General features: G+C 70.0%; 11 protein-coding genes and 5 pseudogenes. 8 read left to right on the top strand and 8 right to left on the bottom strand.

Going from position 1 to position 20,750, the window contains the following annotated elements; genetic code table 11:
* Positions 1-20: 20 nt before the first annotated feature.
* The 4 genes and pseudogenes from ACQPXS_RS44900 to ACQPXS_RS44885 form a co-directional block, all read right to left on the bottom strand.
* Complete coding sequence (locus tag ACQPXS_RS44900; RefSeq protein ID WP_433456233.1) at positions 21-1,145, bottom strand: IS110 family transposase; 1,125 nt, start codon at positions 1,143-1,145, stop codon at positions 21-23.
* A 241-nt stretch (positions 1,146-1,386) separates the two neighbouring features.
* A pseudogene (locus tag ACQPXS_RS44895) lies at positions 1,387-1,749 on the bottom strand (helix-turn-helix domain-containing protein); the annotation flags it as partial.
* A complete protein-coding gene (locus ACQPXS_RS44890; protein ID WP_433455208.1) occupies positions 1,641-2,216 on the bottom strand; it encodes a GNAT family N-acetyltransferase in 576 nt (191 codons plus the stop codon). The pseudogene ACQPXS_RS44895 and the gene ACQPXS_RS44890, both read right to left, overlap by 109 nt.
* Complete coding sequence (locus ACQPXS_RS44885; protein WP_433455207.1) at positions 2,213-3,445, bottom strand: MFS transporter; 1,233 nt, start codon at positions 3,443-3,445, stop codon at positions 2,213-2,215. Before ACQPXS_RS44885 ends, ACQPXS_RS44890 begins: the two co-directional genes overlap by 4 nt.
* 88 nt (positions 3,446-3,533) lie before the next feature.
* Between ACQPXS_RS44885 and ACQPXS_RS44880 the strand changes: the two genes are divergently transcribed.
* The 4 genes and pseudogenes from ACQPXS_RS44880 to ACQPXS_RS44865 all read left to right on the top strand — a co-directional run bounded on the left by ACQPXS_RS44880 (position 3,534) and on the right by ACQPXS_RS44865 (position 7,702).
* Complete coding sequence (locus ACQPXS_RS44880; protein ID WP_433455206.1) at positions 3,534-4,934, top strand: PLP-dependent aminotransferase family protein; 1,401 nt, start codon at positions 3,534-3,536, stop codon at positions 4,932-4,934.
* A 508-nt stretch (positions 4,935-5,442) separates the two neighbouring features.
* A pseudogene (locus tag ACQPXS_RS44875) lies at positions 5,443-5,661 on the top strand (zinc ribbon domain-containing protein); the annotation flags it as partial.
* A 348-nt stretch (positions 5,662-6,009) separates the two neighbouring features.
* Positions 6,010-6,360, top strand: a pseudogene (locus tag ACQPXS_RS44870) (transposase); the annotation flags it as partial.
* A gap of 739 nt (positions 6,361-7,099) precedes the next feature.
* Positions 7,100-7,702 carry a transposase gene (locus ACQPXS_RS44865; protein WP_433455205.1) on the top strand — a complete coding sequence of 201 codons (603 nt, stop codon included), beginning with the start codon at positions 7,100-7,102 and terminating at the stop codon, positions 7,700-7,702.
* Between the two features lie 226 nt (positions 7,703-7,928).
* Here the strand turns inward: ACQPXS_RS44865 and ACQPXS_RS44860 are convergent, their stop codons facing one another.
* Complete coding sequence (locus ACQPXS_RS44860) at positions 7,929-9,131, bottom strand: GH25 family lysozyme (RefSeq protein WP_433455204.1); 1,203 nt, start codon at positions 9,129-9,131, stop codon at positions 7,929-7,931.
* Positions 9,132-9,223: 92 nt separating this feature from the next.
* Positions 9,224-10,168, bottom strand: a complete 945-nt coding sequence (locus tag ACQPXS_RS44855; protein ID WP_433455203.1) for a peptidoglycan-binding protein — start codon at positions 10,166-10,168, stop codon at positions 9,224-9,226.
* Positions 10,169-10,434: 266 nt separating this feature from the next.
* Between ACQPXS_RS44855 and ACQPXS_RS44850 the strand changes: the two genes are divergently transcribed.
* The 4 genes and pseudogenes from ACQPXS_RS44850 to ACQPXS_RS44835 all read left to right on the top strand — a co-directional run.
* Complete coding sequence (locus ACQPXS_RS44850) at positions 10,435-14,277, top strand: helix-turn-helix domain-containing protein (protein WP_433455202.1); 3,843 nt, start codon at positions 10,435-10,437, stop codon at positions 14,275-14,277.
* A gap of 283 nt (positions 14,278-14,560) precedes the next feature.
* Complete coding sequence (locus ACQPXS_RS44845) at positions 14,561-15,025, top strand: hypothetical protein (RefSeq protein ID WP_060898410.1); 465 nt, start codon at positions 14,561-14,563, stop codon at positions 15,023-15,025.
* A 253-nt stretch (positions 15,026-15,278) separates the two neighbouring features.
* The gene (locus tag ACQPXS_RS44840) at positions 15,279-16,130 is read left to right on the top strand and encodes a hypothetical protein (RefSeq protein WP_433455201.1); all 852 of its coding nucleotides are present in this window, start codon (positions 15,279-15,281) and stop codon (positions 16,128-16,130) included.
* A 594-nt stretch (positions 16,131-16,724) separates the two neighbouring features.
* Positions 16,725-17,402 (top strand): annotated as a pseudogene (locus tag ACQPXS_RS44835) (transposase); the annotation flags it as partial.
* Positions 17,403-17,462: 60 nt separating this feature from the next.
* On the opposite strand, the pseudogene ACQPXS_RS44830 reads toward ACQPXS_RS44835, so the two are convergent.
* Together ACQPXS_RS44830 and ACQPXS_RS44825 are read right to left on the bottom strand one after the other, a co-directional pair.
* Positions 17,463-17,990, bottom strand: a pseudogene (locus ACQPXS_RS44830) (ISL3 family transposase); the annotation flags it as partial.
* Between the two features lie 359 nt (positions 17,991-18,349).
* Entirely contained in the window at positions 18,350-20,662 is a 2,313-nt protein-coding gene (locus tag ACQPXS_RS44825) for a SpoIIE family protein phosphatase (protein ID WP_433455200.1), read from the bottom strand.
* Positions 20,663-20,750 lie beyond the last annotated feature (88 nt).

The raw sequence follows: 20,750 nt of genomic DNA, 5'->3' as shown, positions 1-20,750 counted from the left end.
GTTTGATGCCCCTATGTTCGTCAAGCTGCGGTCGTGAGGGTCGCTGGATCACCAGACCGCTGATGGTAGGTGACCATGTCGGCGCGTATCAGGGCATAAACCTCGCGGGCTGCGTAGCGCTTCAGGCAGCGCATTACCTCGCGCTTCCCTTTTCCCTCGGCGGTGCGCCGCTCCAAATAGACGCGGGTGCGTTCGTCCTGTCGCATGCGGGTGACCACGATGCGGTGCAAGGCGGCGTTGGCCTGTCTGTCCCCGCCCCGGTTGAGCCGGCGACGCCGGCTCTTGCCCGAGGACTGCTCGACGGGACTGACGCCGCAGAGCGCGGCGAAGGATGCCTCGCTGCCCAGCCGCTCAGGGTTGTCGCCAGCTGCGATCAACAGGGCTGCCGCGCTGTCCGGCCCGATCCCGAACCGTGTCAGCAGGCTGGGTGCGGCGGCCTTCACCGCTGTGGTCATTCGCCGCCCGAGCTCGGTGACTTCCTGCCGAAGCCGCAAGACGCGCTGTGCGAGCAGCCGGAGCGTGAAGACCGTCGTGTCGGCGGCCGGATCGTCACCGCGGGGGTCGACCAGCTCCGCGCAGCGGCTGACCAGGAGCCAAGTCGAGAGCGGCTCCAACTCCTCGCGCAGCGCAGATGGAGCGTTGACCAGCACTGCTTTGAGCTGGTTGAGCGCCTGGGTGCGCGCCTTGACCGCGGAGTTCTTCGCCAGCCGGAGGATGCGCAGCGCCTCCACCTGGCCGTCGCCGCTCTTCGGCAGTGCCCGGGCGGTGCCGGAGAGCGCGGCCCGGGCGGCAGCCTCGGCGTCGATGGCGTCGGTCTTGCCGCGGCGGCGCCGGGTGGATCGGTCGGGTTGGTTGACCTCAACCACCGCCACCCGCTGGGTCGTGAGGTCGCGGGCCAGACCGGCACCGTAGGAGCCGGTGCACTCCACCCCGGCCCGCAGAACGGTCCCGCATTGGCCTGCCCAGTCCAGAAGTTGGCGGTAGCCGGCCGCGGTGGCCGGGAACTCTCCGGTGCCCAGCAGCGCGCCAAGTTGGTCAAGGACAGCGGCGACGTGCACGTCCTTGTGGGTGTCGACGCCGAGTACCACCGAACGCGGCGCAGCCGGAGCCTCAGCAGCTTGGACGGCTCGGACGACAGCGGGCATGCTGAGGGTGGTCACGGTGCTCCTGTTCGACGGCGCGGTACTGATGGCCAGCGCCGGTCGGTGGAGCGGTCAGGACTGTGACGGTGCCTTCTAGGCCAAGGCCCCTATCGGGACACACTCCGCCGGCCCGGTGCCGGTACACGTCGCTCCGGCCGGGCCGACAGATCAAACACAAGGCACAAGCAGCCAGCCAGAGTACGAGTCAGGCCACGGCCGGAACGACACGGCCATCATCCTCACAGCCCGAGTAGAACGGCCGGTCCGCGGCAATGCGGTCGATCGGCAGGAGCGTGCCGTCCAGGATCAGATACGCCTTCACCGACGCGGTCCGCACCGCGTCGGCCAGGCTGGGAGCGAGAGTGCCCAGGAGCTCGACAGCCTCGGTGACATAGCGGTAGGCCGTCGTGGTGCCGACGCCGAACCCGGCCCCGAGCTGGGTATACGTGTGTCCCACCCGCAGATGGGCGAGGGTGAGCAGGGCCTGGCGGCCGGCGCTCAGGCGCCGCCACCGGGAGCCGATCGCACGGCGGTGCCGCCGCAACTGCTGCGTGAGGAAGCGGAGGGTGGAGCTGGACACGTCGACGCCCGACGGGTAGACAAGCATGTGAAGCCTCTGGTGGAGACGGTTCTCTTGGTCGAAAACCCATCTACCAGGGGCTTCACCATGTTGTCAGCCCAACTGCCGCAGCTCGGACGCAGGTTGGAAAAGGCTCCCTGCCCGCGCAGCGTGGGATCGACCCCCACGAAGTGGATATACGTTTCTTCCTCATTGTCCGCGGCGTGGAATCCGATGAGGAACGCTCTGATCTCCTCATCGTCCTCCAGCACCAGACTGGTGCTGGAGAAGAACTGCAGAAAAAGCCTCGGAAGCAGCAGAGAAAGTTCGCGAGCCTGATCAGGTGTGCGGGAGTCGTTCCACCACTGCTGCACGCACCCGCCGATCACATCGTGATCTGAGACGCGCGCTTGGCGCAGTTCGAGTACCGCGTTCACTTCCGTCTCCTTTTCTTTCTTCCCCGCGGATCGAGAGACCTGGAGATTCAACGTCTGCGTGGATTTTCGATGCCTCATCGCTGCTTCTCCTCCTCTCCCGGCGCCGACCGGCCCGCGGCCCACGTCCTGCCCGCGGCCGTCCGGTCCCACCAGGCCGGGACGAGGGCGGTCAGCATCAGGGCCCCGGTCAGGACGAATGCGCCGGGGTAGCCAGTGAGGCCTGCCACCGCGCCGAAGCCGACCGCGCCGATGCCCATGCCCGCGTCGTAGGCGACATTCCACAAAGCGCTCACGGTCCCGTACCCGGAGGCCGGGACCCGGGAGTACATCAGCGTGATGGTCGCGTTCTGGGTGATGCCGAAGCCGATTCCGAACACGGCCACGCCCACGATCACCGCGACGGGGACGTCCGTGAGGGCGACGACGAGGATGCCCACGGCCGAGGCGAGCAGCCCCGGCAGAACCAGCCCGGCGGGTCCGTGCCTGTCGCCGTGGCGGCCGGCGAACCACCGGGAGACCGTCGCGGCGGCCGGCTGCACTAACAGCGCCGCTGCGACCACGCCGGAACAGTGCGACGCCACGGCCAGCGGCAGGAACGTGACGATGATGCCCGCGCCCAGCGCGGTCACCGCGAAGACGGCCGTGGGCCGGGCGATCGCCCCGCAACGCGCCCCCGCGAACACACCCAGGGGCGTGCCCGGCGCCGCCTCCCGGTCGGGCAGGCCCGGTACGGCGGCGATGGAGACCAGCGCGAGCAGGGCCGCCACCGCGCAGACCGGCCCGTATCCCGTGTGCGAGGCCAGCCAGGTCCCGAGCGGCAGCCCCACGAGCGACGGCACACCGGCCACGATGCCGGTCAGGGCCAGACCCTCGCCACGGCGCTCGGGCGGGATCAGCGACACCGTCAGTGCCCCGCCCGCCACCACGGTGAACGCGAAGCCGAGACCGCGAACGAGACACACCGCGACGATCCACACCATGCTCTGCGAGACCGTCAGGACCAGCGCCGGAGCACCCAGCAACAGCAGCCCAACGCCCAACGCCACGCGGTAGCCGCAGCGTGCCGCCAGCCACGGGGCCATCAGCTCGCCGGTGACCGTCGCCAGCATCAGCGCGCCGGTGACCAGCCCCGCCTCGTCGCTGCCCCGGCCCGGCACGCTCTGGGCGTACATCGGGACGACGGAGAGCAACAGGAAGAAGCCGGCCGAGGCTCCCACGACCGTGACGAAACGCATCAACAACGCGCGGGTCAGCAGGCCTGGTCGTGCCTCGGCGTCGCGGTGCTGTGGATCGACAGATGAGGTCATGAGGCGAACCTAGGAATCAGACCGGCCCTCAGTAAGCTCCAGTTCCATGCCTGTTGAGTGGGCCGGTTCATCGCCGGATCTGTTGCTGATGATCGATCGGAAGAGCCCTGAGCCGCTCCGCGCCCAGGTGGAGCGCCACCTGCGGGAGGCGATCCGGGCCGGCCGACTGCGCGGCGGCGAACGGCTCCCGTCCTCCCGCTCCCTCGCCCGCGGTCTCGGTGTCTCCCGCGGTCTGGTGCAGGAGTGTTACGCCCAACTCCAGGCCGAGGGCTATCTCGTGATCCGTGCCGGCTCGGGCACACGGGTCGCCGAGCACAGGCCCGTACCGCAGCCGCCCGTCAAGCGCGCTACGATGCGGCCGGCCCTGGTGGCGGACTTCCAGTGGGGCGTTCCCGACCTGCGGTCCTTCCCCCTGGCCGACTGGCTGTGGGCCATGCGCGAGTCCGCCCGGTCCGCCTCCGTCTCGGCGCTCGCCTACGGGGACGCGCGGGGCAGCGCGGTGCTGCGCGAGGTCCTGGCCGGCTATCTGCGGCGGGTGCGTGCCAGCGTGGCTGATCCGGAGCGGTTGGTGGTGTGCTCCGGATACGCCCAGGGTCTCGGTCTCGCGCTGCACGCCCTGGCCCGCTCGGGGGTGCGTACTGTGGCGTACGAGGATCCGGGTTCGCCCGCGACGACACGCTCCGCCGCTGCATGGGCGGGGATGGCGTCGGTTCCGGTTCCGGTGGACGACCGGGGCATCGACGTCGAGGCGCTCGCCGCCACCGACGCCCGCGCGGTGGTGATCACTCCGGCGCATCAGTGGCCCACGGGGGTCGTGCTGGCGCCCGAGCGTCGGCTGGCGCTGGTCGACTGGGCGCTGCGCCGGGACGCCGTGATCATCGAGGACGACTACGACGCGGAGTTCCGCTACGACCGGGATCCAGTCGGCAGCCTGCAGGGCCTCGCCCCGGACCGGGTCATCTCCTGTGGAACGGTCAGCAAGTCGCTGGCGCCGGCGGTGCGACTCGGCTGGCTGCTGTGCCCGCCGGGCCTCGACGCGTTGGCTGCAGAGTACAAGCGCCTCAGCGACCGCGGCTCCCCGACGCTGGACCAGCTCGCCCTGGCGACACTCATCGAGTCCGGTCGCTACGACCGGCACCTGCGTCGGATGCGTACCCGCTACGCGGCCCGGCGCACCACCCTGGTGGAGGCGCTGGCGGCACACGCCCCGGGAGTCGCGGTGACCGGTCTGGCGGCGGGCTTCCACGCGGTCGCGCACCTCGGCCCGGACGCCGACGAACGGGCGGTCGTCACCGCAGCACGGGAGCGGTCGGTCGGCCTGTACGGCATGAGCACGTGCCGCACGTCGGGGGCGACCACGCCTGCCCGGCTCGTCCTGGGATTCGGGAACGTGAGCCAGAACGCCCTGACCGCCGGCGTCCAGGCGGTGGGCGACCTCCTCTGCGGTGGCGGCCGTGAACCGCGTGGCCGTGCTTCCGGACAGGTGTAAATCACAAGCCGCGCGAACGGTTACCCGGCCAGAACCCGGCGGTGCGTTGTCCGCAGGCGGCTGGCTTCCACTAGATGGGCCCGGACGCTCCCGCGTGGACGTTGAGCGGCTGGCCCCGTGGGTCATCGCAGCAGAACGTCATCGCCGACGTTCCCACGGTGGCCCCACGAACGCTGCTGGTCGGCAAGTTCCTCACCGCGAAGTCAGGCGGCTACCCACCACCGAAGCAGTTCATGGACCTGCTGATGCTCAGCCCGCAGCTCCGGCGTCCGCAGAAGACGCAGAGGGCGAAGACCGAACCGGGGCCGGTTCGCCCACGCCCGTCTCCTGGGGCTGTGGCGACCACCGCGGTGACCATTTTGGCGGCGCCCCCGACCACCGCAGCGGACACCGTCACTGCCCTGATGGTGGGTGGCACCGGCTCATGGCCGCCTGGACAGCGCGCTGGCCGCCTTCTCCGGGCGCGGAGCAGGCGGCCAGCGTGTGGGAGAGAGGGCTACTTGAACCCGTGCACCCGGCGCACACCACGATGGACTGTGCCAAGTGCGGAGCGAGAACCAACCACGCACTGCCTCTGTCGATGAGAACGTATACCTGCACCGCGTGCGCAGCCATGTCCCCCAGAGACAAGAACTCCGCCCGCGTGATGCTGGCCCGGGCAGGTTGGAACCCGGACGGTGTCGAGGGCGTAAGACCGCCGGGGCCGTCGGCTCCGGTGGCGGCCTGAGCCGTAAATCCCCGCTCAGCCTGGAGGGTGACCAATCCCCTCCCTTCAGGCGCATTCCATAGAACGTTGCAACACGAGATGGTCGCCGATGCCGCTCTTCCATTCGAACAAGGGCGGGCTTCGGCGGTCAGTCTTGGTTTCTCATCAAGACATGGCGGCGGGGCATGTTATCGCGCCGCCGCGTGTCAGCTCGTGGCCAGAAGGGCGGCCATCCGTTCGGCCGGGGTTGCCCAACCCAGCACTTCGCGGGGCCGTGCATTGAGTTCGGCGGACAGTCAACTTGACCCGGTCCTGAACGACTCCGTTGGGAAATCCGTAAACCGGTGATGATGAGTGTGCCGGGCTGCCATGATCGGCCTGTTGGCCGATCGAGGGTGGGGCTGGATGTCGCTGGAGCCGCGGGCTGATCGCGGAGTGCCGGAGCTGACTGCGCGGGTGGTGCGGGCTTCGTTTCCGAAGGGGACGCTTGCTGTCCGTGTTCGTGAGGCGCTCGGTCCGCTGTTCGAGGACGAGTCCTTTGCCGAGGCGTTTCCCGGACGGGGGCGGCCGGCGGTCTCGCCCGGGGCGTTGGCGCTGGTGTCGGTGCTGCAGTATGCCGAGGGGCTCACCGACCGGCAGGCCGCTGACCAGGTCCGGGCCCGGATGGACTGGAAGTTCCTCCTCGGTCTTGAGCTGGACGATGCGGGGTTTGACTTCTCCGTTCTTTGCGACTTCCGTGCCCGGTTGATCGAGCACGGCCTGGAGGAGAAGGTCCTGGACCTGGTCCTTGAGCGAATCTCCGGGATCGGGCTGCTGCGTGCGGGGGGCCGTCAGCGGACCGACTCCACCCACGTGCTCGCGGCGGTGCGGACGTTGAACCGGATGGAGTTCGTGGGCGAGACCCTGCGGGCTGCCCTGGAGGCCCTGTCAGCGGCGGCCCCGCAGTGGCTGTCCGCGCTGGTCACCGCGGACTGGGTCAGACGATACGGTGCCCGGCTCGACTCCTACCGCTTCCCCAAAGGGGAGAACGCGCGCCAGGAGTGGGCCGAGCAGGTAGGCCGTGACGGCTTCACGATTCTTGAGGCGGCCTTCACCCCTGGCTCTCCGGGCTGGCTGCGGGAGATCCCCGCTGTCCAGGTCCTGCGCCGGGCCTGGGTGGAGCAGTACCACCGCGATGGCAAGGGGGTGCACTGGCGGGAGGGCAAGGACCTCCCGCCGGGCAGACGCCGGCTCGCCTCGCCCTATGACCCCGACGCCCGCTACGGCGTGAAGCGGGGCTCAGGCTGGTGCGGCTACAAGACCCACCTGTCTGAGACCTGCGAGTCGGATGCCCCGCATCTGATCACCCAGGTGATCACCACGGACGCGACGGTCGCCGACACCGAAGTCACCGAGACCGTCCATCAGGGCCTGGCCGCACGGGAGTTACTGCCTGCCGAGCACGACGTCGACGACGGCTATGTCACCGCCGCGCACATCGTCACCGCCCGGAACGAGTACGGGATCGAGCTGGTGGAGCCGGTCGGACTGGACACCTGTCACGAGAACCACGAAGGCCGAGCACTTCACGCAGAGCGCCTTCACCGTCGACTGGCAGGCCCGCAAGATCACCTGCCCCGCGGGCAAGATCAGCGCCAGCTGGTCCGACCAGCGAAAGAGCAGCGGGACTCTCGTCGCGCGGGTGCACTTCACCGCCCAGGACTGCGGCAGTTGCCCGGTGCGCGAGAAGTGCACCAAGGCGGCGAACGGCACGTGGGGCCGCAGCCTGACCCTGCTCCCCCGAGACCAGCAGGAGGCGCTGGAAGCGCGGCGCCGCGAGCAGCTGACCGACGAGTGGCAGCAGCGTTACCACATCCGCGCCGGCGTGGAGGGCACGATCTCCCAGGCGGTCCGGCGCACCCGCATCCGCCGGACCCGCTTCACCGACCTGCCCAAGACCCACCTCGGCCACGTCTTCGCCGCCACCGCCATCAACATCATCCGACTCGACGCCTGGCTCACCGAAACCCCACTAGGCCAGACCAGGACCTCGCATCTGGCCCGACTTGACCTGGCCGCATAGAGGCCCCGCCCACACCCGGTTTCCGCATTTCCCAACCGAGTCCTTTAGGTGGGCGAGGATGTCAATCCGCAGACAGTCGTTTACGACCACCGTGAGCATGCCGAGAACCGGTCACACCAGCCCTTTGACCTGCGGCTTCAAGTTGGTGGAGGCTCACTGGCGCGCACGCCCGATCCGCCGGGGAGGATGCGGCGGATCGGGCGGTGGACGGACTGCTCGCGCGGCGTCAGCTCACCAGGTTCATCCAGGTGTTCGGGCCGACGACGCCGTCCGGGGTCAGTCCCCTGGACCTCTGGAAGGTGATCACGGCGTTCCGGGTGCCGGTCCCGAACCGGCCGTCCACGGCCACGGAGACGCCGTGGGCCTTCAGCTCCTCCTGGACCGCCTTCACGGCCGCACCGCTGTCGCCCTGCCGCACGGTGACGACCAGGCGCTGCCAGGTGTTCGGCCCCACGATGCCGTCGGCGGCCAGGTTCCGGCTCCTCTGGAACGAGACCACGGCGTCCCGGGTCCCCGCCCCGAACCGCCCGTCCGCCGCGAGGGAAGCCCCGTGCGCGTCGAGCAGGTACTGCACGGTGACCACCTGGCGCCCCGTCGCGCCCTGCTGCACCAGGGGCCAGCTCGGCGCGGGCGGCGGGGGCGTGTAGTCGCCCAGGGCGAAGGTCTTCAGATCCTTGCGTGTGCCGTTGAAGACGTCCTGGTCCCCCGGGAAGGGGCCCGAATCGGCGGTCTGCCAGACGGTGTAGGTGTTCCAGCCGGCGGCCAGCGGGGTGGGCGTACCGGACTGGTTGACGATCCACAGCGGGACGGTGCGGCCGAACCCCCGGTAGTTGCCGGTGCAGGACGCCCACCAGCCGGCGGAGGTGTAGATCACCGGGTGGCGGCCCGTTCGTGCGTGGTACTCGTTCACGAAGGCCGCGATCCAGTTGGTCATGGCGCTGCGGCTGAGCCCCCAGCAGGTGGCGCCGTGCCCGTTGGCCTCGATGTCCAGAGCGCCGGGAAGGGTCTTGCCGTCGCGCTTCCACCTGCCGCCGTGGGCCAGGAAGTAGTCGGCCTGTGCGCGTCCGCCGGAGGCGTCCGGGCGGGCGAAATGGTAGGCACCGCGGATGAGTCCGGCGTCGGCCGCCCCTTGATACTGCTGCGGGAAGTAGCTGTTGGTGTAGGTGACCCCTTCGGTCGCTTTCACATAGGCGAAGGCGGCGCCCATGGTGGCCGTCTTCTTCCAGTCGATCGTCGGGTTGTGGCCGCTCACGTCGAGCCCTCGCACCAAAGCGGTGGACCGGCTTGCTCCGGCCGTCGCGGTGGTGTCCGCGTGGGCCAGGCCCGCGCCGCCGGCGCACAGGGCCGTCAGCGCGGCGACCGCCGCCGTACCGCGGGTCCGCCACCTGGCTCTCACCGGGGCGGCACCGGGCCCGTGGGGATGCGTCATCGCTGTCTCTCCGTTCGTGTTCCGTGGTCGGTCATGGCCTGCCCCCGCCGGACGCGCCGGCAGGGGCAGGCGGGGCAGCCGGGCATGGGCCGCTACGGGCGCACCAGGCCGTAGAAGACGGAGCCGGACAGCGAGTAGCTCTTGTCGTAGACGCCGTGCCGGCCGGAACCGGCGGGATCGGTCGTGTTGCCCGAGATGACGCGCACGGTCGCGCCGCTGACCTGGTCGACGACGCCGATGTGGTACCGGTTGTGCGCGCTGCCGAAGATGATCAGGTCCCCGGGCTTCGCGGACTTGAGGCCGCTGGTGCCGACCCACCTGTGGTGCTGGACGGCCCAGTCGTAGACGTTGGGCACGTACGTCATGAAGGGGATGCTGACCCCGGACTGCCGCCACACCCACGTGGCGAAGGCCGCGCACCACTCGGTGCACACGCTGTAGGGCTTGCCGGGAACGCACTGGTGGGAGTCGGCCGTGACCCCGATCTGGCTCCGGGCGGTCTTAACGATCTTGGTGCGGAGCGCCGACGTGGCGTGGCAGCTCTTGACGATCCGCTCGATGCCCATGGCCTTCATCGTCTGCTCGCCGGCGATGCCGTCGGCCGACAGGTGGTGCTTCGACTGGTACTTCTTCACCGCGCTCGTCGTGCCGCTCCCGTAGTCACCGTCGGCCTGCACCCCGGCCTTGGTCTGCACCTGCTTCACCTCGGAGGTGAGCCCGGCGAGCGTCTGCGTCCCGATGACGCCGTCGACGGCGAGGCACCGGTCGCTCTGGAAGGACTGCGTCGCCGCCTTGGTCCTGGGGCCGCCGACACCGTCCACCTGACCGGCGCCGTAGGCCAGGCCGTTCAGGTCCCGCTGGGCCAGCTTGATCTGGCTGGAGGTGGCAGCCGGCCTGGCGGCCGTCGAGACGGTCGCCGAAGCCGGGCCCGGGGCGGCCGCCAGGGCGCCGGTCGCGACCGCGGCGGTCAGCAGACCGAGAACGGCCCGCCGGGCGCGCCGCACAGGGCGGGCGGCCGCAGGAGTGTTCGTCAGCATGTCCGGTACTCCTCAGGTTCAGGGAGAAGAGAAGGTCGAGTCGGGAAGAGGGCAGCCTGCGTTTCGTTGCAGTTGTACGGCCATCGCTCTCGTCCCTGGACGGCGCCGGCCGCTCCCCCGCGTCAGCCGGTCGCCAACTCGGTTCTACGGCAGACGCGTTGTCCGGTGTCGGTGAAGAGCCTCCGGACAACCGGCTCCGGACAAGTAGGCTCCCGGTGACGCTTCTCAGACCTTGGGGGTATCGAGTGCCGCGTACAGAAAAGCCGTTGGAGGACGATGGCAGCGCACTGACCGGCTTCGCCGCGGAGCTGCGCCGGTTACGGGACAAGGCCGGCAAGCCCACCTACCGTCAGCTCGCGGCGGCGGCGCACTACTCGTCGACGACGCTCGCGGACGCGGCCGGGGGAAGAAGGCTGCCCACCTTGGAGGTCACGCTCGCCTTCGTCCGGGCGTGCGGCGGCGACGAGGACGAATGGAAGGCGCGCTGGCACAAGGTCGCCGCGGATCTGGCCTCCGCCTCGCCGCACGAAGGGGACGCCGCGGGCCGGGAGCAGGATCGGCCGTGCCCCTATGTGGGGCTGTCGGCTTTCCAGCCGGAGGACGCGGACCGGTTCTTCGGACGTGAGAGGCTCACGGACGACCTGGTCGCCCGGGTCCGCGCAGCCCGGTTCGTCGCCGTGTTCGGGGCGTCGGGATCCGGCAAGTCCTCGCTGTTACGCGCCGGTCTGATCCCTCGTCTGCGCGGGGGCGATGCAGTCGGCGGTCCGGACCTGCCGGTCCTGCTGTTCACCCCTGGAGCGCATCCGCTGGAGGAGTGTGCCGCCCGTCTCGCGGCCTTCGCCGGGGGCACGGCTTCTGCCCTGCACAGAGAGCTCAGCACCGAATCCCGGGCCCTGCACCAAGCGGTCCTCCAGGCACTCGCCAAGGCGGACTGCCCCGACGACACGGATCTGCTGCTGGTCGTCGACCAGTTCGAAGAGATCTTCACCCTCTGCCGGAGCAAGGACGAACGCGACCGTTTCGTCAGCGCGTTACTCACGGCGGCCCAAGCCGCCAACAGCCGTACCCGCGTGGTCATCGGAGTGCGGGCCGACTTCTACGCGAGTTGCTCGCAGCACCCCGAACTCGTCGCGGCTCTCCAGGACGCCCAGTTGCTGGTCGGCCCCATGTCGACGGAGGAACTGCGCCGCGCCGTCAGCCGGCCGGCGGTCCGCTCCGAGTGCGCCGTGGAGACGGGGCTGCTGGCCCGGGTCGTAGCGGAGGCCACCGGACAGCCGGGCGTCCTGCCGCTGGTCTCCCACGCCATGCGAGAGACCTGGCTGCGCCGTCGCGGCAACACGCTGACCCTGAGCGGCTACGAGGCCGCGGGCGGCATCCCGCACGCCCTGGCCAACACCGCCGACGCCCTGTACGAGCAGATGACGGCCGAGCAGCGGCGGCTCACCCGCTCCGTGCTGCTGCGGATGGTGTCCCTCGGCGACGGAACCGACGACACCAAACGGCCCGTGGCGCGCGAGGACCTCGGCCCGGACACCGGCGCCGTGCTGAACCTCCTCGCCCAGGCGCGGCTGGTCACCTTGGACAGGGACAGCGCCGAGATCACCCACGAGGCACTGCTGCACGCATGGCCCAGGCTGCGTCAGTGGATCGACGAGGACCGGGCAGGTCTGCTCATGCACCAGCAGATCACCGAGGCGGCCGCCGTCTGGCAACGGCAGGGCCGCGACCCCGGTGCCCTGTACCGGGGCGGCGTGCTGGCCGCGGCGCGTCAGTGGGCCGCCACCCGTGGCGACGGTCCGGCCGCCGGCCCCCGGGTGGAGGAGTTCCTCGCCGCGTCCGTCCGGCACGCGGGCCGCGCGGCACGTCTGCGCCGCGCCGGAATCACCGCCGTGTGCGTGTTGGCCCTCGTCGCGTCCGTGGCCGCCGGAGTAGCGCTCAAGAAGAGCGCGACCGCCCAGGCCGAACGCAACAACGCCATCGCCGGGGAAGTGCAGACCGAGGCCAGCCAGTTACGGCAGACCGACCCCTCGCTCGCCGCCCAACTGGACATCGCCGCCTACCGCATCCGTCCGCGGCCCGAGCTGCAGACCGACCTGATCAGCGCCGCCGGCGCCCCGGTGTCCAGGCTCCTGACCGCCGGAAGCGGCACCGTGTTCGCGGTCGCGTTCAGCCCCGACCACCGCACCCTCGCTGCCGGGGGCTCGGACGGGCGGATCCGGCTGTGGAACGTCGCGGACCCGACCGACCCGGTGCCGGTCGGCCGACCCGTCGACAGCCACAGCAAGTGGGTCTACTGGCTCGCCTTCAGCCCCGACGGCCGCACCCTGGCGTCCGCGGGACGCGACCACACGGTGCGGCTGTGGAACGTCACCCACCCCGCACACCCCGCTGTCTGGGGACAGCCGCTGACCGGTCACAGCAGCTACGTCTTCTCCGTGTCCTTCAGCCGGGACGGACACACCCTGGCCAGCGCGAGCGACGACGGTACGGTCCGGCTGTGGAACGTCGCGGACCCGGCGCACCCGCGGCGGCTCGGACGCCCCCTCAGGGGACACGACCACGGTGCCGTCGCCTCGGCCGCGCTCAGCCCCGACGGGCACACGCTCGCCAGCGCCGGTCACGATCACACCATTCGGCTGTGGAACGTCACCGACCCGGCCAAGCCGCAGCGTCTGGGGCGGCTCACCGGCTTCCAGGACACCGTGTACTCCGTCGCCTTCAGCCCCGACGGCCACCTCCTGGCAGGCGCGGGCAACGACCGCACCGTCCACCTGTGGAACGTCGCCGACCCGGCCGCACCCGTCCCGCTCGGAAAACCCCTGGCCGCACACGACGACACGGTCTACGCGGTCGCCTTCAGCCCGGACGGACGGGTCATGGCCACCGCCGGCGCCGACCACACCGTCCGCCTGTGGAACGTCACGGACCCCTCCGCACCCGTCCCGCTCGGGCAACCCCTCACCGGTCACACCGAGTACGTCTACTGGCTGGCGTTCAGCCCGGACGGGCACAGCCTCGCGTCGGCCGGCGCCGACCACACCGTCAGGCTCTGGAAGCTCCCGGACACCGTCATCCCGGACCCGAGTTACGTCAACACCGTGGCGTTCAGCCCGGCGCGGCACATCATGGCCAGCGGCAGCACCGACAGTACCGTCCGATTGTGGGACGTCACCGACCCGCTACGGCCCACCCCGCTCGGCCGCCCTCTCACCGGCCACCGCAACGCCGTGCGGAAACTGGCATTCAGCCCCAGCGGGGGAATCCTGGCCAGCGCCAGCCGGGACGGCACCATCCGGCTGTGGGACGTGCGCGATCCCGCGCGCGCCAAGCTTCTGGCCAGTCCGCTCACCGGCCACCACGGCGAGATCAGCTCGGTCGCCTTCAGCCCGGACGGCCGGACGCTGGCGAGCGGGGGCATGAGCGATCACCAGGTCCGTCTGTGGGACGTCTCCCGGCCGGCGCACGCGACGGGCATCGGTGAGCCGCTCACCGCGCACACCGGAGCGGTCACCGCCTTGGCCTTCCGCCCGCAGGGGCACGTGCTGGCCACGGCCTCCGCGGACGACACCACCCGCCTGTGGGACGTGACCCGCCCGTACAAGCCCGTCCAGCTGGGCCGGCCCCTCGCCGCCCGAAGCGGCGGTGTGTACGGCGTGGCGTTCAGCCCCGACGGCCGGACCCTGGCCACCGCCAACGTCGACCACACGGTACGGCTGTGGAACGTCACCGCCCCCGCACGGCCGCTGGCCCTGGCCGAGCCCCTGCTCGTTCACACAAGCTTCGTGTACGGGGTCGCCTACAGCCCGGACGGCCACACTCTGGCCAGCAGCAGCGACGACCACACCGTCGTCCTGTGGAACGTCACCGATCCGGAGCACCCGTCCCAGCTGGGCACCGCCCTCGTCGGCCACGCCGGGCCGATCGACGACGTGGCGTTCAGCCCTGACGGCCACACTCTGGCGAGCGCGAGCGACGACCACACCGTGCGGCTGTGGAACCTCGACGTCAGCCAGGCGATCCGCCACCTGTGCGCCTCGACCGGCGCCGTCACCGCACGGCAGTGGCACCGGTACATGCCCGAACCGTCACTGGACCAGCCCTGCCCATGACGTGCCCTGCAGTGGCAGCGCACCGGGCCACTCTCCTGACCTGCGTGTCTGAGCCGTCGTTGTCCGGCCGCTGTTGTCCGGTGCCCGCTCACCGGCACCGGACAACGATGACGTACTAGACCGGTTGCAGGTGCCTGCCGACCTGCACGGCGGCAGCACCTGGCGGCCCCACGCCTCCACGTCTCCTGATCGCGGCTGACGGAATCCGTCTTGCGCCTGGCCGGGGGCTTCGGGGGCCGCACCGCACCTGTTGTGGTCACACAGACACCGGGAGAGAACGAACATGACGATCATCAAGCGGACGCCGGCCCGTGCCGGAGTACTCATGGCCACGGCGGCGCTGGCACTGGGCGCCTTGGCCGGACACGCGGAGGCCCGCAGCGCGAACATCTCCAGCTGGAACAGCAGGTCCGACTGCGACGTCAGGAGCCGTTACGACCTCTGCCTGTACTACTCCCCCAACGCCAAGAACGCCGCGTACCGGACGACGTTGCTCAAGGTCGGCGACCTGGGAACGAAGAGGTTCGGCGGCAGCGGGGCCGGCTACGGCCAGAAGGTCCGCAACAACGCCGCTTCCGCCCAGAACGGCACGGTGTGCAACGTGGGCATCTGGTACTCGACGAACTACCGCGGGGACTCCAACTGGCTGTCGCCCCACAAGGGCGGGAACCTCACGAGCTGGATGCGGAACAACGAGGCGTCCATCGCCGTCTCGGACCACACCCGCTGCCCCGGTCTCGGTCACTGAGCCGAGCAGACCCGTGAGTACGCGGTGCCCCGCCGGTGGACGGGGCACCGCGTGCCCGATTGCCGAGAAAGCGATGGCCATGGCGTACATCTCCGCACCCGCCCCCGCACGACCAGCACAGCGTGTACGACGCACACCGCGTCGACGGCTACCACGACGCGTCGCACTCGCCGGCGGCGCACTGGTGCTAGCGGCCCTGAGCGCCTGCTCGTCCCGGTCGGCCCAGCCGTCCCATCAGGCTGCACCACCCGCGGTGGGCGCGATTCCGCGGATCGTCGGCGTGGAGCACCTTCATCTGCCCGTGGAGCGCTACATGTTGACCCCGCGGCAGGCACTGGGATACGACGAGTTGGACGACGCGGCCGTACGGGCGTGCGTGCGGAGGTTGTCCGTGCCGTACCCTGTGGCGGCCCGCCTGCCGGCAGGTTCGGCGGCGGAGCGAGAGGCGCTGGACGCGTACACCGTGCTGTACCGGCGGTACGGGCTCACCGACGCCGCGGAGGCCCGGACCTGGGGTTACCACACCCCCGCCCCCGAGCCCTCCGGGGCCACCGCGGCGAAGGCGGCGAAGCCTCCCTCCCTCTCAGCGGCGGCCCAAAGTGTCCTCACGGGGGTGGACGGCTCGGGCACGCCCCTCACCTCGTACCGTGGCCGGCCGGTTCCCAGGGGCGGATGCCTGGGCGAGGCCGAGCGGCTGCTCGGCGCTGGGGCTTCGCAGGGGCCAGGCACCGATACGGACGGAATCGTCACCAGCATCAAGGCCGACGGCTTCGAACGGTCCATGTCCGACCCCCGGGTCACGAAGGTCTTCTCGGCATGGTCGGCGTGCATGAACGCCCGAGGCTTCAGAATGACCACCCCCATGGACGAGGTGCCTTCATCGAACGGCGCGACCCCGTCCCGCAGCGAGATCGCCCAGGCGCGGGCGGACGTCGCCTGCAAGGCGCGCACCAACCTCGTAGGAGTCTGGTTCGCGGTCGAGTCGGCCTACGAACAGGCCGCGATCGCAGAGCACCGCGCGGAGCTGGACCGGGTGGCGAAAGCCCGCGACGCCACGGTCCGCGCGATCGACCGGCTGTCGCACGGCAACGAGAACCAGTCATGAGGCCGTCGCTGCGGCACGAGCAGAAGACCCCGTCGACGTCTCCCCTACAACTGTGCGGGTCGGCCGAGCGAGCGACGCAGGCCGTGGCGTTCACTGAGGTCGCCTCGGCGCTCGTCTTCTCGCCCGGAGGGCGCCGTGCGTAAGGGGGGATCGGCCGGCGTGCGGCAGTCCTACCGGTCGGAGGGGACCACCGGCCCCGGGCGATCAGGACGCCGGCTTTGTGGCGCCAGCCGAGGCAGGAGTATGGGCGCTGGCCTTCCTCACTGGCGATGAGAAGACCGGTACGGGCGCCCTGCGCCACGGCGGCCTCCGCCAGAGCGCTCATCATGGCGCGACCCAGACCGCGTCTCCGGTGCGCCGCGTCCGTCTCGATGCATGGTCACGGTGGGCCTCGCCAACCACGGCGTGGGGAACTTGGACTTCGCCCTCAGCATCACCGAACTTCCCGTCTGAGCAAACGATTGACGGAGTCTTTTCGGATCGGCTGCCGATCGGGGGACGGAGCCGGCGTGAGGGCGGGGTGCACAACGCACACGGCTCCCGTGCCGTTGAGGGAGGTGTTCGAAGTCTCAACTCAGCAGCGCGGGAGCCCTGTTGATTTCCTATCCTGCCGCACTCGACCTCCCACACGCCCTGGTCGGGTGGGTCACGATGCTCATCGTCACCCGTGAGGATGACCGGCAGTGCAATCTCCCGCGGCATCGCCGTGCGTTGGTCGCACTCGTGTACCTGCGCCGCCATGACACCCTCGCGAGGATCGCCACGGCCTTCGGGATATCCGTCGGCACCGCCCACGCCTACGTCACCGCGGTAACCGGCCTGCTCGCCGAGCAGGCGCCGGGCCTGCTGAAGACGCTGCGCGAGCACGACCCGGACTTTGTCCTCCTGGACGGCACGCTCGCAGAGTGCGACCGCGTCGGCGACAGCCTGGCCGACTACTCGGCCAAACACCGCCGGCACGGGGTGAACATGCAGGTCATCTCCGATCCGGCCGGCGAAATACTGTGGATCTCGCCCGCTCTGCCGGGCCGGACCCACGACCTGACGGCCGCCCGCACCCACAGAATCATCCGGATCTGCGAACGCCAGGGAGTCCCGGTCCTCGCCGACCGCGCCTACAGCGGCGCCGGCCCCTGGGTTACCACCGGCCTCAAACGGCCACCCGGCGGCGAACTCACCCCCACCCAGCGCACCGTCAACCGCGCACTCGCACAGGCCAGGGCACCCGTCGAACGCGGTATGGCACGGCTCAAGTCCTGGCAGATCTTCCGCGCGCCTGATCATTTTGATTCGATTGACGTCACCCTCGACGACGCCGGAACTCCACGGCAGCGTCAGGCTGGCGGTGACGGCGGCGAGATCCCGTTCGAGACCGTTGACCAAGGCGTGGAGGCTGGGCAGGTCGTCGGCGCGGACCGCCTTGATCCACTGCGAGAGGTGGTCACCCTGGAGCTGGGTGAGCATCTTCCCGAACGCTCTGACGTGCCCGGTGAGGGCCTTCAGTTCAGGGCAGCGGGCGAGGACGGCTTTGAGCTTCAGGCGCTCGCTCTCCGGCAGGGTGTCGGGGTGAGTCAGGATCCATCCGGCGATTGTGCGTGGGGACGGAGGACGAGCCGCCGGTGCGGTCGGGGTTGTGCGAAACGGCTGGAGGTAGGCGCGGACGGCTCCGTAGCCGCCGGTGTAGCCATGCGTCTTGATCTCTTCCCAGAGGGTCCAGGCGTTTGTGCAGCGCTCGGTCCATCGCTCGTGCAGGTAGGGCTTGAAGTCGTCAAGCTTGGTCCTGCGGTTCTGCCGTTGTCCCTGGAACAGCTCTTCGGGCCTCGCGGCGTCCGCCAGTCGCTGGACGGTTCGGTAGGTCATGCCGAGCTGGCGCTGGATCGGGCGTCGGCTGTGGCCCGCGGCCAGCAGCGCGTGGACGGTGGCGTGCTTGGCGCGGGTACGGTCGGCGAACCGGTGCCCCGTGGGCCATGGCGAATCTCTGTCGGCCGCTTCTGGGGCGGGGTCAGCGCCTTCCCCGGGGCCGGCTCCGCATCCATGTCCACTCCTCCCACCGGCCCGTGCCCGGGCGGATTCATTTTCCCGCCGGATCGCTCGGCGCTCGCGGTGAGCCCAAGTAGGCGGTGAGCCCGAGTAGATGGCCGCCCCCGACCAGACGCGGGCACCCGGATGCACTTCACCGGTCGCTCTTTCCAGTCGGCTGATGTTGCGGAAGCCGCAGGTCAGGCAGACGGAAGAGGCTGCTCCGTCCAGACTGTCTTGCCGTCATGGCTGTAGCGGGTGCCCCAGCGTTCTGTGAGCTGCGCGACCAGGAAGAGCCCGCGTCCGCCCTCGTCCGTACTGAGGGCCCGTCGCAGGTGTGGCGAAGTGTGGCTGGTGTCGGACACCTCGCAGATCAGACAGTCCGTGCGGATGAGGCGCAAGGTGATGGGGCCTGCTGCGTACCGGTAGGTGTTGGTGACGAGTTCGCTAGCGACCAGCTCGGTGGTGAAGGACAGATCGTCCAGGCCCCATTCGGTCAGCTTCGCCGTGGTCAGCTCTCTGGCACGGGCGGCAGCGGTCGCTTCCAGGGGAAGCCGCCACGAGGCGACATTCTGTGGCCGTAGTACCCGGGTACGTGCGATGAGCAGCGCGATGTCGTCAGTGGGGAGGCGGTCCTTGGGGAGCAGCGCATCGACCACGGCGTGGCAGGTCTGGTCCACGGGATCTGTGGCGCTGGTGAGACATGCGCGCAAGTTCTCCAGCGCGGTGTCTACGTCGCCGTTGCGTGCCTCCAGCAGGCCGTTGCTGTAGAGCGTCAGCACGCTGCCCTCAGGGAGGTCGACATCGCATGTTTCGAACGGCAGTCCGCCCAGACCCAGCGGCGGACCGGCGGGCAGATCGAGCACAGTCACCTCGCCGTCCGGGGTGGACATCACCGGCGCCGGATGGCCGGCGCGCGCCAAGAAGCAGTGCTGGGAGACCGGATCATAGACCGCGTACAGACAGGTGGCCCCCAGAATCTGATCGATCGACGACTGATTCCCGTCAGCGTTCGCCTCCATCTCGGTGGCCAGCAGACTCACCAGATCGTCCAGCCGCGCGACCACCTCGTCCGGCTCCAGGTCGAGGCTCGCCAGGGTACGCACGGCAGCGCGCAGACGGCCCATCGAGGCCGCTGCGTGAATGCCGTGACCGACCACGTCTCCCACGACGAGAGCGACCCGGGCGCCTGACAGCGGGATCACGTCGAACCAGTCACCGCCGATGCCCGGTTCACCGCTGGCTGGAAGGTATCGGCAAGCCACCTCCACGGCCGGCAGATCGCTCCCTGTGTTCGGCAGCAGGCTGCGCTGGAGAGTAAGAGCGGCGCTCTGTTGCTGGGTGAAGCGGCGCGCGTTGTCGATGCAGACGGCCGCACGCGAGGAAAACTCATCGGCCACCGCAGCATCGTCACCTTCAAAAGGCTCAGAATCGCGCGATCGCCACAGGCTCACCACACCCAGGACCCGGCCGCGTGCGACGAGGGGTACCGCGATCAACGAATGAACTCCGAGTCCCATGGCGATCTCGACGCGCCGGCGGTCCATTGCGTACCACTCGGGACGGAGGGCCAAGTGCTTCTCGAGAATCGGACGGCGCTCGGCCAGGCACCGCGCCTGTGGAGATTCCGGAAGAAGCGGAACCACATCTCCCTCCTGAAACGGGACACGGCGTTCTGGTGGTCCGAGGGCAGCCCGGATCAGCGAGCCTGCCGTACCGGGCATAGGTTCGTCACCCACGGTTACGGATTGGAGGAGGTCGACCGAGCAGTAGTCGGCCAGCCCGTGGACGGCCACGGCGGCCAGTTCCCTGGCGGTCTGTGTCACGTCCAGCGTGGTTCCGATACGGGCACTCGCCTCGTTCAGCAGGGCGAGCCTGCGTTGTGCCCGGTATCGCGCGGTCACGTCCTCGATCGTCTCGGCCACGCCAAGAACCTGGCCCGACGGGTCTTCCATCCGGAACGCCGAGACGGACACGATCCGCTCCCGACCCGGATCGTGGCGTGCCCGAGCCGACTGTTCTGTGAAGATCAAAGGCTCACCGGTCTCCAAGACGTGCCGGACACGTTCGTCTGCCGGACCCGCGTCCTCGTCTACCAGGAATTCTCGGGGCCGGTGGCCCACCGGCGCCTCGGCCGGAACCCCGCTTGCCTTTTCGACCGCACGGTTGACCCGGATCACCTTCCTGTCCGGGCCGTAAGTGACCAGGCCAATCGGGGACCGGCGGTACAAGCCGTACAGCAGCGCACGGTCCCGCTGCCAGGCAATCACCTCGGCGGCAGGGGCACCGACCAGAAGCCACTCCTGACCGCCCCCCTCCCGGGTGACCGCACGGGCCCGGAAACCCATCTCCACACGGCGCCCGTCCCGGTGCCGGACGGGCAGGACACCGAACCATCCCCCCGCCTTCACGGCCTCTACGACGACGGACCGCGCGACAGACAAGTCACGGGCATCGACCAGGAAGGTCCGCCACGCCCTTCCGATCACCTCCTTGGCCGTATAACCCAGCAACCCTCCGCACGTGCGCTCCAGCCGACCACGGTGCCCTGATCGTCGAGTGCAGCTGAGGCCCCACGCCCCAGGGCGAACGGATCCTCAG

The organism is Streptomyces sp. CA-142005 (assembly GCF_050942335.1).
Taxonomy (GTDB): domain Bacteria; phylum Actinomycetota; class Actinomycetes; order Streptomycetales; family Streptomycetaceae; genus Streptomyces.
This window is presented reverse-complemented; position numbering and strand designations above follow the sequence as displayed.